The sequence below is a fragment of the Shewanella sp. BJSY2023SW007 genome (assembly GCF_047314525.1).
GTDB lineage: Bacteria > Pseudomonadota > Gammaproteobacteria > Enterobacterales > Shewanellaceae > Shewanella > Shewanella chilikensis.
This window is the reverse complement of sequence record NZ_JBKORL010000066.1, coordinates 1-13,461: the sequence shown is the minus strand read 5'-3', so window position 1 is coordinate 13,461 and position 13,461 is coordinate 1. Positions and strand designations below refer to the sequence as shown.

Below are 13,461 nucleotides of genomic sequence, written 5' to 3'. Positions count from 1 at the left end.
AGGTCCATTGCGGATCTTGAGGGCACCTATTTTACGTTAGCCTTATGCATAAAGCTGGTAAATGAGTGTAAAAAAGCGCAAATTCCAGTACGAAAATGTGACTGGAAAATCGATTTACGTAACCGCCTCTGGCCTATGCTATTTGAATGACGTGATGTTCAGGGAATAAAAAACGGAGGCAGCTACCTCCGTTTTTTTATGTATGACTGTGGGTATTGCCCTTGAGGCCCTACTTGGTCATCCGCTTGTACTTGAGTCTGTGCGGCTCAATCACATCGGCACCGAATTGGTTTTTCAGCCAGGCCGAGTATTCTGTGTAGTTACCTTCGTAGAAGTTAACCTGACCCTCGTCACGGTAGTCGAGGATGTGAGTACAGATACGGTCGAGGAACCAACGGTCGTGCGAGATCACCATGGCGCAGCCCGGGAATTCCAACAGCGCTTCTTCCAGTGCCCGCAGAGTTTCCACGTCCAGATCGTTGGTCGGTTCGTCGAGCAGCAACACGTTGCCGCCGGCTTGCAGCAGCTTGGCCAGATGCACCCGGTTACGTTCACCACCGGAAAGTGAGCCGATGATCTTCTGCTGATCGCCACCACGGAAGTTGAAGCGACCGACATAGGCGCGGCTCGGGATCTCCAGATTGTTGATCCGCATTATGTCCTGACCGCCGGAAATCTCTTCCCAAACCGTGTTCTTGTCGTTCATCGAGTCACGGAACTGTTCCACAGAGGCGATTTGTACCGTATCACCTATCTCGATTTCACCGCTGTCCGGTTGTTCGGCGCCACTGAGCATTCTGAACAGGGTCGACTTACCGGCACCGTTGGCACCGATAATACCGACGATGGCGCCCTTGGGAACACTGAAGCTTAAGTTGTCTATCAGAATGCGGTCACCATAGCTCTTGGTGAGATTACGCACCTCAATCACCTTGTCACCCAGACGAGGACCGGGCGGAATAAACAGCTCATTGGTCTCGTTGCGGCGCTGATAATCTGAGCTGTTCAGCTCTTCGAAGCGGGCCATACGGGCCTTGCCCTTGGACTGACGTCCCTTGGCACCCTGACGCACCCACTCCAATTCCTTGGCGATCGTCTTCTGGCGGGCGCTTTCGCTGGCGGCTTCCTGCTTCAGACGGGCATCTTTCTGCTCCAGCCAGGAGGAGTAGTTGCCCTGCCATGGGATACCTTCACCCCGGTCCAGTTCCAGGATCCAGCCGGCGGCATTGTCGAGGAAGTAACGGTCGTGGGTAATGGCGACTACAGTGCCTGAGTATTCCTGCAGGAAGTGCTCCAGCCAGGCAACGGATTCGGCATCCAGGTGGTTGGTCGGTTCGTCCAGCAGCAGCATCTCCGGCTTTTCCAGCAGCAGACGACAGATGGCCACCCGGCGACGTTCACCCCCGGAGAGCACCTCCACCTTGGCGTCCCATTCCGGCAGACGCAGGGCGTTGGCGGCGCGCTCGAGAATGTTGTCCAGATTATGGGCATCCTGCGCTTGAATGATGGCTTCCAGCTCGCCTTGCTCCTTGGCCAGGGCGTCGAAGTCGGCATCCGGCTCGGCATAGGCCGCATAGACTTCATCCAGACGCTTGAGGGCGTTTTTGGCTTCGCTGACGGCTTCTTCTATGGTTTCCCGTACTGTCTTGTTGGGATCAAGCTGGGGCTCCTGGGGCAGGTAACCTATCTTGAGTCCCGGCATGGGACGGGCTTCACCTTCAATTTCGGTGTCCAGACCTGCCATGATTTTCAACAGGGTGGATTTACCCGAGCCGTTGAGACCCAGGACACCAATTTTGGCGCCGGGGAAGAAACTCAATGAAATATCTTTGAGGATCTGCTTTTTGGGCGGCACTATTTTGCCGACCCTCAGCATGCTGTATACAAACTGAGCCATATTGTTTCTCTGTTGTCCTGAACTGAGTTTTCCTAAACTGGCGGCAGTTTACCAATTTGCCAGGGCTCCTGCCAGATGCGGCCGGATAGCGGCACCATTGTTCAGCAAATGAAACATAGTCATCTGCTGACACAAGGATTTTCATCATCCTGCGACTGGGATATTTGTCACACTCAGAGTAGAATACCGCGCAACCCTACCAATAAGATTTGCCAGCTGGAGTGACAGATGCTGAAGAAAAGTATGAACATTGCCGACTATGATCCTGAGCTGTTCAAGGCGATTGAGGATGAAACCCGTCGTCAGGAAGAGCACATTGAGCTGATCGCCTCCGAAAACTACACCAGTCCCAGAGTCATGGAAGCCCAGGGCTCACAACTGACCAACAAGTATGCCGAAGGTTATCCCGGCAAGCGTTACTACGGTGGTTGTGAGTATGTCGATGTGGTGGAGACTCTGGCAATTGAGCGTGCCAAGCAGCTGTTTGGCGCTACTTACGCCAACGTTCAGCCACACTCAGGTTCACAGGCCAACAGCGCGGTTTATATGGCGTTGCTGCAACCCGGCGATACCGTACTGGGGATGAACCTGGCTCACGGTGGTCACCTGACCCACGGCTCTCCGGTTAACTTTTCCGGCAAGCTGTACAACATCATCCCTTACGGTATCGATGAGTCTGGCAAGATTGACTACAGCGAACTCGAAGCGCTGGCGCTGGAACACAAGCCCAAGATGATCATCGGCGGCTTCTCGGCCTACTCAGGCATAGTTGACTGGGCCAAGCTGCGTGAAATCGCCGACAAGATTGGCGCTTACCTGTTTGTCGATATGGCACACGTGGCCGGTCTTATCGCTGCCGGTGTTTATCCTAACCCTGTGCCGCACGCCCACGTGGTGACTTCGACCACTCACAAGACACTGGCCGGTCCCCGCGGTGGTGTGATTCTGTCGGCTGCTGACGATGAAGATCTGTACAAGAAGCTGAATTCCGCGGTATTCCCGGGCGGTCAGGGTGGTCCTCTGATGCACGTTATCGCCGGTAAAGCCGTGGCCTTCAAAGAAGCACTGGAGCCGGAATTCAAAACCTATCAGCAGCAGGTGGTCAATAACGCCAAGGCCATGGTTGAGGTGTTCCTCGAGCGCGGTTACAAGATAGTTTCCGGCGGTACCAGCAACCATCTGATGCTGGTGGACCTGATTGGCCGTGAGCTGACCGGTAAAGAAGCCGACGCCGCTCTGGGCCGTGCCAACATCACAGTCAACAAGAACTCAGTGCCTAACGACCCCCGCTCACCCTTTGTGACCTCCGGGGTGCGTATCGGTACTCCGGCCATCACTCGCCGCGGTTTCAAGGAAGCTGAAGCCCGTGAACTGACCGGCTGGATCTGTGATGTGCTCGACAATGCTCACGATGACGCCGTTATCGAGCGCGTGAAGGGCCAGGTGCTGGAACTGTGCGCTCGCTTCCCTGTTTACGGTTAACCTTTTCAAGGGAATAGGATAAACTTCGATGGCCGCTGAATTCAGCGGCCATTTTTGTTTCTGCCATTTAGCAGCAGCCGCTGCCGGCAACTGAGCACCAGGAGGCATAATGCATTGTCCATTTTGCAGTGCGACGGATACCAAGGTGATAGATTCCAGGCTGGTGGCAGACGGTCATCAGGTGCGCCGTCGCCGGGAATGTACTCTGTGTCATGAACGCTTTACCACCTTTGAAGGTGCCGAGCTCGTCATGCCCAGAGTGATCAAGCGCGATGGCAGCAGGCAACCGTTCGATGAGGACAAGCTGCGCGGCGGTATGCTGCGCGCCGCCGAGAAACGTCCGGTTTCCATGGATAAGATTGAAGAGGCGATCAGCAAGATCAAGTCCACCCTCAGAGCCACAGGCGAGCGGGAAGTGACTTCGGAAATGATCGGCAACCTGATGATGGATCATCTTATCGAGCTGGATAAGGTGGCCTATATTCGCTTTGCCTCCGTGTATCGTGCCTTTGAAGATGTGTCAGAGTTTGGTGAAGCGATTGCCAAGCTGGAGAAAAAATAGGCTGTCAGTCACAGCCAACTGTTAAGTAACGGAAACCCCCATGTGGTCCAATACTGATATCGCCATGATGAGCCGCGCCATAATGCTGGCTCGCCGTGGCCGTTATACAACCCGTCCCAACCCCAATGTCGGCTGCGTTATCATAGATGCCGATGGCAAGATTGTCGGCGAAGGCTGGCATCAGCGTGCCGGTGAGCCCCATGCCGAAGTACATGCCCTGAAAATGGCCGCTGACAAGGCCCGCGGCGCTACTGCCTATGTCACCCTCGAACCCTGCAGTCACTATGGTCGCACGCCGCCCTGTGCCGAAGCCTTAATTAAACATGGCCTCAAGCGGGTGGTGGTGGCAATGACAGATCCCAACCCTCAGGTGGCCGGCCGAGGTATCGGCATGCTGCAGGCAGCCGGGATCCAGGTGCAGAGCGGTCTCTTGGCCGAGCAGGCCAGAGCGTTGAATCCAGGCTTTTTATCGCGGATGGAGCGAAATCGCCCCTGGGTCACTCTCAAGCTGGCGGCGAGTCTCGATGGCAAGACGGCGTTGGCCAACGGCGAGTCCAAGTGGATAACCGGCCCCGAGGCGCGCCGCGACGTGCAAAGGCTCAGGGCCCGCAGCTGCGCTCTGCTCACCGGCATTGAAACCGTATTGGCCGATGACCCTTCCTTGAATGTCCGGCACGCTGAGCTTGGCAGCCTGGGTGAAACCTTGAGTGAGCAGGAACTCATTCAACCGCTGCGAGTGATACTCGACAGTAACTGCCGTATGCCGCTCGATGCCAGGTTATTGAAGATTGTCAGCCCAGTGCTCTTGGTCAGCTGCCGCCCCTATGAGGATGAGTTCCTGGCCGCTTTGCCGCCTTATGTCACCACTTTGGTGTTGGCCGGTGAAGACAACAGAGTCGATATCGCGGCGCTGCTGCAACACCTGAACCAGAGCTGCAATGCGGTGTTGGTCGAGGCCGGGGCAACGCTTTGCGGCGCCTTTATTAGTGCCGGGTTGGCCGATGAGCTGTTGCTCTACCAAGCCCCGAAACTGCTTGGCGCCGCTGGCCGAAACCTGCTGGCCTTGCCAAACTATCAGCAGATAGCCGATACCCCGGCGATACGGGTAACAGATCAACGTAAGCTTGGCAATGATACCCGGCTTACTCTCAAGATAGGTGATTGAATGTTTACCGGAATAATTGAAGCTGTCGGTACAATACGAGCCCTGGAGCGCCGTGGTGATGATATTCGTCTGACTGTGGCCAGCGGCAAGCTGGATCTTGGCGATGTCCAATTGGGTGACAGCATTGCCACCAACGGCGTGTGTCTGACCGTGGTTGAACGCCTGGCGGATGGTTATGTGGCCGATATTTCGGCTGAAACCGTTAGCCTCACCGGCTTTGACCGCTACAGTGTCGGCACCAAAGTCAACCTGGAAAAGGCGGTCACGCCAAACACCCGCTTGGGCGGGCATCTGGTCAGTGGCCATGTGGATGGTATGGCGCGGGTCATCAGCGTGACCCCAAGGGGCAAGGCGCTGGAGTTTTGGCTTGAGGCGCCTGCTGAGCTTGCCCGTTACATTGCCCATAAAGGCTCCATTACCGTCGATGGCGTCAGCCTTACGGTCAACGAAGTGGATGGCCGCAATTTCCGTCTCACCATAGTGCCGCACACCGCCAGCGAAACTACTTTGCTTGATCTACGTCCCGGAGTTCAGGTGAATCTGGAGGTGGATCAGATAGCCCGCTATCTTGAACGTCTGATGCAGCACGAAGAGGAAGGGCAGCCCAGCGAAGGCGTGACTCTTGCCATGCTCGCCAAGGCCGGTTTCATGCGCTAGATGTGCGCAAGCACACTGGTTATCGCGCGCTAACAGGTTAGAATTCATTGATTACACAGAACAAGAGATAAAGGTCTTACAATGGCGCTACACAGTATCGAAGAGATCATCGAGGATATTCGTCAGGGCAAAATGGTTATCCTGATGGACGATGAGGACAGGGAAAATGAGGGCGACCTCATCATGGCGGCGGAGAAAGTTACCCCGGAAGCGATCAACTTCATGGCTCGCTTCGGCCGTGGTCTTATCTGCCAAACCATGACCAAGGCTCGCTGCCAGCAGCTGAATCTGCCGCTGATGGTCAGCAATAACAACGCCCAGTTTTCGACCAACTTCACCGTCTCCATTGAGGCCGCTGAAGGGGTTACCACAGGTATTAGCGCCCATGACCGCGCCGTGACAGTGCAGGCGGCTGTGGCTAAAAATGCCAAGCCGTCCGACATAGTTCAGCCCGGGCATATTTTCCCTTTGATGGCACAGGATGGCGGGGTGCTGGTGCGCGCCGGTCATACCGAAGCCGGTTGCGATCTGGCGCGTTTGGCCGGTTTGGAACCTTCGGCTGTGATCGTGGAGATCCTCAATGAGGATGGCACCATGGCGCGCCGTCCGGATCTGGAAGTGTTCGCCAAGGAGCACGGCGTTAAGATGGGCACCATTGCCGATCTGATCAACTACCGTAATAACACAGAAACCACAGTGGTACGTGAGGCCAAGTGCAAGCTGCCTACCCGTTTCGGCGAGTTTGAGCTGCACACCTTCCGCGACACCATAGACAATCAGCTGCACTTTGCCATGGTCAAGGGCGAGATTGTCGACAATATTCTGGTGCGGGTACACCTGCAAAACACCATTAATGACCTGCTGTTCTCTGAGCGTGATGAAGTGCGCAGCTGGCCGCTTGAGCAAGCCATGGCGAGGATTGCCGCCGATGGTGGCGTGCTGTTGCTGCTGGGTAACCAGGAGCCTAACGAGAGCATTATCGCCAAGGTCAAGGCATTTGAAGCCGAAGACAAGGGCGAAGTGCCGGTGACCGCCAAATGGCAGGGAACCTCCCAAAGGGTTGGGGTAGGCTCACAGATTCTGGCGACGCTTGGTGTCAACAAAATGCGCCTGCTCAGCTCGCCCAAGCGTTATCACTCTTTGGGGGGCTTTGGTCTGGAAGTCACTGAGTATATTCCCGGCGAATGAGCCGACAGAATTAATTAACCATTTCCGAATAATTGCATAGGGCGGAGGGGTAAATTGCGTGCTATCATAGCGCCACTTTTTGCCCCCGGCCGGGTGCTTTAGCCAAGTTAGGTAAGATAATGAACATAGTTCAAGGTAATATCGAAGCAAAAAACGCCAAAGTCGCGATCGTTGTATCCCGTTTCAACAGCTTTGTGGTTGAAAGTCTGCTGGAGGGTGCCGTAGACACTCTTAAGCGTTTCGGTCAGGTAAGTGAAGACAACATCACTGTGGTACGCGTACCTGGTGCTTTCGAGCTGCCTTTGGCCGCCCGTCGTGTTGCCGCCAGTGGCAAGTTCGACGGTATCATCGCCCTGGGGGCAGTGATCCGTGGTGGTACACCACACTTTGATTTCGTTGCAGGTGAATGCAACAAGGGTCTGGCTCAAGTGGGTCTGGAATTCGACATCCCGGTATCTTTCGGGGTATTGACTACAGACACTATCGAACAGGCCATTGAGCGTTCCGGCACCAAGGCTGGCAACAAAGGCGGCGAAGCTGCCCTGGGTCTGCTGGAAATGGTGAACGTGCTGCAACAACTTGAGCAACAGCTGTAATACAGGAAAAAGCATGAAGCCTTCAGAGCGCCGCAGAGCCCGCCGTTTAGCGGTTCAAGCCATCTATTCATGGCAACTGAGCGGGAACAATATTGCCGATGTGGAGCACGAGTTTCTGACCGAGCAAAACATAGACGGCGTGGATGTCGCCTACTTCCGTGAACTGTTCACCGGAGCGACAACCAAAAAGGCTCAACTGGACGAGTTAATTGCCCCCCATCTGGATCAACGTCCCATAGAGGAGGTGGATCCCGTGGAGAAGGCCATTTTGCGTTTGGCGGCTTACGAGCTGACTTTCCGCAAGGATACGCCATACAAAGTGGTGATCAACGAGGCTATCGAGTTGGCCAAGGCGTTCGGCGCTGAGGACAGCCACAAGTTTGTCAATGGCATATTGGACAAGCTGGTAGCTCGTCGCTGAACCAGAAAGAAATTAGACAAACGGTATCGTCAGATACCGTTTTTTCATTGGAAAACCGGGAGGCTGCGAACCTGTGGCCAAGTCAACAGTGAAAGAATTTCAACTTATCGAGCGCTATTTTCACGGCCGCGGCCAAGCGCGCAAAGATGTCCGCCTGGGCATAGGTGATGATTGTGCCCTGGTGCAACCCGCCGAACACAAATCCATTGCCATCTCCTGCGATACCCTGGTGGAAAATGTCCACTTTTTGCCGGATATGCCGGCTCAGGCGCTGGGTTACAAAGCCTTGGCGGTCAACCTGTCCGATCTTGCCGCCATGGGGGCCGAGCCCGCATGGATGACCTTGGCGTTGACCATGCCTAGTGTCGATGAAACCTGGCTGGAGCAATTTAGTGCAGGTTTATTTGAAGCGGCTGATTACTATGGTATTTCTCTGGTTGGAGGCGATACCACTCGCGGTCCTAAGGCCATCAATATCACGGTTCATGGCCAGGTGCCGGAAGGCAAAGCACTCATTCGTAGCGGCGCCCGCGCCGGTGATTGGATTTATGTCACAGGTTCCCTGGGTGATTCTGCCCTTGGGCTGGATATCATCCGCGGTGAATTGAAGGCGAGGGCGGAACACAAGGAATACCTGGTCAACCGTCACTATCATCCCAGCCCCAGAGTACTGGCCGGTCAGTCGCTGAGAGGCTTGGCGTCGAGCGCCATAGATCTCTCTGATGGCTTGTTGTCGGATATCAAGCATATCCTCAAGGCATCGGCCGTCGGTGCGGTTATCGAAGTGGATAAGCTGCCGCTGTCCCAGGCGATGAAAGATACAGTCACAGCGGATGCGGCACTCGACTATGCCCTCTGTGGCGGCGAAGACTATGAGCTGCTGTTCACTGTGCCGGAAGCGCAGCGCGGCGCGCTGGAAACCGCCTTGGGCCATGCCGGAGTCAAGTTTTATCAAGTCGGCCAGATACTCGCCGGCAATCAACTCAGGCTGCAATATCATGGTGAAGTATTCGAGCCGCAACAGACAGGATTTGAGCATTTTTAAATGAAGTGGTTTGCTCATGACGAGGCGCTCGCAAGGGTCAGCCTCAAGAATCCGGTGCACTTTCTGGCACTTGGTTTTGGCTCCGGCCTCGCGGCCAAGGCGCCGGGGACTTTTGGAACCTTGGCAGCTGTGCCAGTGTATCTATTGCTGTCTCAGTTTAGTTTGGGTGTGTATCTTGCCGTGACACTGCTGGCCTGTATCGGCGGCATCTATCTATGCGACAAGACTTCCAAAGATATGGGGGTGCATGACCACGGCGCTATCGTTTGGGACGAAGTGGCGGGGTTACTGATCACCATGATTGCCGCACCGGCCGGAGGGCTCTGGTTGCTGCTGGGCTTTGTGTTGTTCCGCATTTTCGACATCTTCAAGCCCTGGCCCATTCGGGTGCTGGATGCCAAGGTGCATGGCGGCCTTGGCATCATGGCCGATGATATCCTGGCCGGTATCTTCTCAATGTTGTCACTGCAGGCGATTGTCTGGGCGATAGGCTGAAACAGCCTTGAGCCGAAATGTATAAGCCTTGAGCCCAAATGTATAAGCCTTGAGCCGAAATGTATAAGCCTTGAGAGTGGGTTCCCAGCGCTTGCTCTCTAGCTTTGAAGCAAGCTAGCCCGTTACTCCAGAAAATAACTGACGCCATCGATTCGGTGCCTTTCCCCCTGTTATCCCCTTCTACTCATATTTACCGGCTTGGGTTAAGCCCGTTATTTGAGTGCTTTATGCCTAATCCCCAAAGCCGACTATCCTTAAGCTAAGGGAACCCTCATGGGGGCAGTATGATAGGTTGGCTGGCCAACGCCTTGTTCCGGCGCTGCGGCTGTGTAGGACTCTTGGCTCTGTTGTGGATCTTGCCTGGCTTAGGTGCAGACCACGTCCGGCCAGAATCTTACTCACCGGCCGTAGCGCCGACCATTACCCTGCTCAGTGTCAAAGGGGCTATAGGCCCTGGGGTCAGCGACTATTTGATCCGGGGGATAGAGAGTGCTGCTGCAACCCCAGACAGTCAGTTGGTGTTGATCACTCTGGATACCCCGGGAGGCCTGGTATCCAGCCTACGGGATATCAATCAAGCGATTCTCGGTTCCAGGGTGCCGGTTGCCTGCCTAGTCTATCCATCCGGAGCTCGTGCAGCCAGCGCCGGGACTTACATCTTATATGCCTGTCATATCGCCGCCATGGCGAGTGCCACCAGTCTTGGGGCGGCGACTCCTGTGCAACTGGGACCCATGGGAAATGAACCTCCGGAGCCCAAGCCGTCAGAGAATGAAGCCGAAAAACCAGTGGGCGACAGCAACAGTCAAAAACTTGAGCGCAAGCAGCTTAATGATGCCATTGCTTATATTCGGGCACTGGCGGAGCTGCGTCAGCGTAATGTCGAGTGGGCCGAGAAGGCGGTACGTGACGCGGCAACCCTGACGGCCTCGGAAGCGCTGGAGGCTAATGTTATCGACTATATCGCCGATACGCCGCAGCAACTCCTGGCCATACTTGATGGCAAGTCGGTAGCCATGCCTGGTGGTGCTCGGATACTCAATACCGAAAACGCCGTAGTGCTGGATCGCAGCCCGGATTGGCGTGCCCGATTTATTAATCTGCTCACCAACCCTAATATCGCTTACATCCTGATGTTATTGGGGATCTACGGTTTGCTGCTGGAATTTTACAGTCCTGGCGCCATGTTGCCCGGGGTAATAGGGGGGATCTGTCTGCTGTTGGCCTTGTATGCCTTCCAGTTGCTCCCCATCAGCTATGCCGGTGGCGGTTTATTGCTCTTGGGAATTATTTTGCTGCTCGCCGAGGCCATGTTGCCAAGCTTTGGGATTTTGGGATTCGGCGGCCTGGCAGCCTTCGTGCTGGGGTCGGTATTTTTGGTGGACAGTGAAGTGGAAGCCTTTCGTATCGCCTGGCCTGTGATAGCTCTGGTTAGTGTCGTGAGCCTGCTGTTTTTCCTGCTGTTAATCAGCTTTGTGTTCAAGACCCGCAAATTGTCCGGAGTGGCCGGCGCCGAGGGGATGGTAGGAGAATATGCCAGAGTGATAGAGGGTTTTCCCGGGCGCGGCCGGGTGCATTTTATGGGGGAAGATTGGCAAGGTGACAGCGAACAGGCCTTGAGCCCAGGGCAACGGGTGCGGGTTTTGGGCCTTAAGGGGCTGGTACTCAAGCTGGCCGAGGTGAAAAGCGGTGATATCGAGCCGACTGAAAATCAACGCAGAGGAGACTGACATGGGCGAAGCTATCAGCGGTAGTTTAAATATTTCCTTTGGGGTGTTATTGGTGCTGTTTGCAGCCTTGCTTATCAGCATGTTCCGCATCCTCAGGGAGTATGAACGTGGGGTGATTTTCTTTCTCGGGCGTTTTTACCGGGTCAAGGGGCCTGGGCTTATCATACTGATCCCTGTGGTGCAGCAGATGGTGCGGGTGGATCTTCGAACCATAGTGATGGATGTGCCCTCCCAGGATGTGATCAGCCGTGATAATGTCTCGGTGCGGGTTAATGCCGTGCTCTATTTTCGGGTAGTCGATCCGCAAAAGGCGATTATCAATGTGGAGAACTTCCTCGCCGCCACCAGTCAGTTGGCACAGACCACCCTGAGATCCGTGCTCGGTCAGCATGAGCTGGACGAGATGTTGGCCAACAGAGAGATGCTCAATGCCGACATTCAAAGGATCCTCGACTCCCACACAGATGCCTGGGGCATCAAGGTGGCCAATGTGGAAATCAAGCACGTGGATCTCAATGAAAGTATGATCCGCGCTATTGCCCGTCAGGCCGAGGCCGAGCGGGAGCGGCGGGCCAAGGTGATCCATGCTCTGGGGGAGATGGAAGCCTCGGAAAAACTGGTGGAAGCGGCGCAGACGCTGGGGAAAGAACCCAATGCCATCATGCTGCGCTATCTGCATACCCTGACGGAAGTGGCGGCAGAAAACAATTCGACCATCCTGTTTCCGCTGCCGCTTGAGTTACTGAGCAAATTAAATGGTGCATTTAAAGATTTAACCGAAAAATCAAAAAACTAGCCCGAGAGCTGTTTAAAATACCAGCTATTTACAATAGGTTTATATATTGTTACTTTGAGCCGTTATTGGCCTTTGTGATTTGCTCGGCAGTAGGCCCGCCGAGTCAGTGACTTGAAGTCACCAAGCGCCGATTATCCATAAAAGTGCTAGAAACTCAGTGTTAAGGAAGACGCGCCATGTTCAACTTCTCGCAATCTACTAAATCTATCCCTGTTTCAGTATCCAAGCTGTCGCTGTTGCTCCTGCCTCTTATATTCGGTACTGCCCAAGCCGGGTTAGATGAAAGTTATCAGGCCTATCAACAAGCGTTGGAAAAGGGTGACAAGGCTCAGATAATTAGTGCTGCCGAGCAGGCCTATGCCGACGGTAAAGCCAAATTGGGTGCAACCGATAGGACGACTTTGGCGTTGTCGATGAATCTGGCCAAGGCGCTGCAACAGCCGCGTAATCTGATGTTGGATGAGCAGGGAATTGCCAATCAGCAAAGGAGCAAAGTCTTATATCAGCAAGCGTTGCAAAGCTATCAAGCGCTGTATGGCGAACAGGCTTTGGAAGTGCTCGACCCTATGATGGGGCTTGCGCACAGCAGCAATCCCAAAGAGGCGGCTAAGCTTTACCAGCAGGCCATAGCCTTGGCTGATGGCAAAAATGACCGGCTGCTGTCCGCCGCAGTGCGTCTCGAAGCTTTTAACGATCTCGTTGTGACTGAGGTTTATGACCGCGAGGCTCGGGCCTATGCCCTCGATGCCCAGAAGATTTACCACGAACTTGCACCAAAGGATTCATTGCAGAGGGTCAATGCCGATACAGCTGTAGCCGCCATCTATCTGGCGGAGCAAAAGTACGCCAAGGCCGAACCTCTGTTGCTGGAAGTGATAGAGCAGCTCAAGGTATTACCCTTTGATGCGCCTGTCGCGCTGTCGGCTCATGCCTATCTGGTCGAACTCTATTCCCGCAATGGAGAAGAAGACAAAGCGACTCAACACTGTCAGGCGATAGGCAATATGCGCCCCTGGAGTGTGGATCAGGAGCAGCGGCCCTTGTTTCGTGCCGTGCCCGGTTATCCAATTCAGTATGCCAGGATGAGTCGAGAAGGTTGGGTCAACGTGGAAGTGACTGTAAACGAACAGGGCTTTGTCAGCCATGTGGAAGTGCTGGATTCCAAGGGGGGCAAGCAGTTTGAAACTGAAACCGTCAAAGCCGTGTCAAAGTGGCGCTATGCACCCAAGTTTGTCGATGGTAAGCCCGTTAGCGCCAAGACGTGGTCAAAGATTTCCTTCACGCTTTAAGGCTGCAGAGCTGATTGTAGCCCAATAAAAACGCCGGCAGTTGCCGCAATGTAGATCAGATAAGGATCGGTTGACCGATCCTTCTGATGAGAGACAATCGGAAACCTGTTTGTAGGTTTCCGATTTTTTATGTCTATT

Annotated in this window: 13 protein-coding genes; 12 read left to right on the top strand and 1 reads right to left on the bottom strand. The window is 54.6% G+C overall.

Translation table 11 applies throughout. The annotated features are described in order from the left end of the window. Positions 1-229 precede the first annotated feature (229 nt). Positions 230-1,897, bottom strand: coding sequence for an energy-dependent translational throttle protein EttA (gene ettA, locus ACMHXE_RS09815; RefSeq protein ID WP_025887609.1), 1,668 nt, complete (start codon positions 1,895-1,897; stop codon positions 230-232). A 228-nt stretch (positions 1,898-2,125) separates the two neighbouring features. Here ettA and glyA point away from each other — a divergent pair, with 228 nt between their 5' ends. The 12 genes from glyA to ACMHXE_RS09755 all read left to right on the top strand — a co-directional run bounded on the left by glyA (position 2,126) and on the right by ACMHXE_RS09755 (position 13,323). Next, complete coding sequence (gene glyA / locus ACMHXE_RS09810) at positions 2,126-3,379, top strand: serine hydroxymethyltransferase (RefSeq protein WP_208149145.1); 1,254 nt, start codon at positions 2,126-2,128, stop codon at positions 3,377-3,379. A gap of 109 nt (positions 3,380-3,488) precedes the next feature. Further along, complete coding sequence (nrdR, locus tag ACMHXE_RS09805) at positions 3,489-3,941, top strand: transcriptional regulator NrdR (protein ID WP_025009434.1); 453 nt, start codon at positions 3,489-3,491, stop codon at positions 3,939-3,941. Positions 3,942-3,981: 40 nt separating this feature from the next. After that, positions 3,982-5,106, top strand: coding sequence for a bifunctional diaminohydroxyphosphoribosylaminopyrimidine deaminase/5-amino-6-(5-phosphoribosylamino)uracil reductase RibD (gene ribD / locus ACMHXE_RS09800; protein ID WP_224867403.1), 1,125 nt, complete (start codon positions 3,982-3,984; stop codon positions 5,104-5,106). Then, positions 5,107-5,763, top strand: coding sequence for a riboflavin synthase (locus ACMHXE_RS09795; protein WP_101053581.1), 657 nt, complete (start codon positions 5,107-5,109; stop codon positions 5,761-5,763). Positions 5,764-5,844: 81 nt separating this feature from the next. After that, the gene (ribBA, locus tag ACMHXE_RS09790; RefSeq protein ID WP_028779054.1) at positions 5,845-6,951 is read left to right on the top strand and encodes a bifunctional 3,4-dihydroxy-2-butanone-4-phosphate synthase/GTP cyclohydrolase II; all 1,107 of its coding nucleotides are present in this window, start codon (positions 5,845-5,847) and stop codon (positions 6,949-6,951) included. Positions 6,952-7,070: 119 nt separating this feature from the next. Beyond that, positions 7,071-7,547, top strand: a complete 477-nt coding sequence (gene ribE, locus ACMHXE_RS09785; protein WP_025009431.1) for a 6,7-dimethyl-8-ribityllumazine synthase — start codon at positions 7,071-7,073, stop codon at positions 7,545-7,547. Positions 7,548-7,560: 13 nt separating this feature from the next. Beyond that, entirely contained in the window at positions 7,561-7,968 is a 408-nt protein-coding gene (gene nusB / locus ACMHXE_RS09780; RefSeq protein WP_101053583.1) for a transcription antitermination factor NusB, read from the top strand. An 88-nt stretch (positions 7,969-8,056) separates the two neighbouring features. Next, positions 8,057-9,013, top strand: coding sequence for a thiamine-phosphate kinase (thiL, locus tag ACMHXE_RS09775; RefSeq protein WP_165565993.1), 957 nt, complete (start codon positions 8,057-8,059; stop codon positions 9,011-9,013). After that, on the top strand, positions 9,014-9,508 hold the full coding sequence (locus ACMHXE_RS09770; protein WP_234555907.1) for a phosphatidylglycerophosphatase A: 495 nt from the start codon (positions 9,014-9,016) through the stop codon (positions 9,506-9,508). Positions 9,509-9,792: 284 nt separating this feature from the next. Continuing rightward, positions 9,793-11,238, top strand: coding sequence for an NfeD family protein (locus tag ACMHXE_RS09765; RefSeq protein ID WP_165564742.1), 1,446 nt, complete (start codon positions 9,793-9,795; stop codon positions 11,236-11,238). Position 11,239: 1 nt separating this feature from the next. Continuing rightward, entirely contained in the window at positions 11,240-12,034 is a 795-nt protein-coding gene (locus tag ACMHXE_RS09760) for a slipin family protein (RefSeq protein ID WP_025009427.1), read from the top strand. Positions 12,035-12,210: 176 nt separating this feature from the next. After that, positions 12,211-13,323 carry an energy transducer TonB gene (locus tag ACMHXE_RS09755; RefSeq protein ID WP_051472571.1) on the top strand — a complete coding sequence of 371 codons (1,113 nt, stop codon included), beginning with the start codon at positions 12,211-12,213 and terminating at the stop codon, positions 13,321-13,323. Positions 13,324-13,461: the final 138 nt, after the last annotated feature.

Coding starts and splice junctions, on each gene's coding strand:
- ettA (WP_025887609.1), bottom strand. CDS start 1,897: ATGGCTCAGTTTGTATACAGCATGCTGAGGGTCGGCAAAATAGTGCCG.
- glyA (WP_208149145.1), top strand. CDS start 2,126: ATGCTGAAGAAAAGTATGAACATTGCCGACTATGATCCTGAGCTGTTC.
- nrdR (WP_025009434.1), top strand. CDS start 3,489: ATGCATTGTCCATTTTGCAGTGCGACGGATACCAAGGTGATAGATTCC.
- ribD (WP_224867403.1), top strand. CDS start 3,982: ATGTGGTCCAATACTGATATCGCCATGATGAGCCGCGCCATAATGCTG.
- ACMHXE_RS09795 (WP_101053581.1), top strand. CDS start 5,107: ATGTTTACCGGAATAATTGAAGCTGTCGGTACAATACGAGCCCTGGAG.
- ribBA (WP_028779054.1), top strand. CDS start 5,845: ATGGCGCTACACAGTATCGAAGAGATCATCGAGGATATTCGTCAGGGC.
- ribE (WP_025009431.1), top strand. CDS start 7,071: ATGAACATAGTTCAAGGTAATATCGAAGCAAAAAACGCCAAAGTCGCG.
- nusB (WP_101053583.1), top strand. CDS start 7,561: ATGAAGCCTTCAGAGCGCCGCAGAGCCCGCCGTTTAGCGGTTCAAGCC.
- ACMHXE_RS09770 (WP_234555907.1), top strand. CDS start 9,014: ATGAAGTGGTTTGCTCATGACGAGGCGCTCGCAAGGGTCAGCCTCAAG.
- ACMHXE_RS09765 (WP_165564742.1), top strand. CDS start 9,793: ATGATAGGTTGGCTGGCCAACGCCTTGTTCCGGCGCTGCGGCTGTGTA.
- ACMHXE_RS09760 (WP_025009427.1), top strand. CDS start 11,240: ATGGGCGAAGCTATCAGCGGTAGTTTAAATATTTCCTTTGGGGTGTTA.
- ACMHXE_RS09755 (WP_051472571.1), top strand. CDS start 12,211: ATGTTCAACTTCTCGCAATCTACTAAATCTATCCCTGTTTCAGTATCC.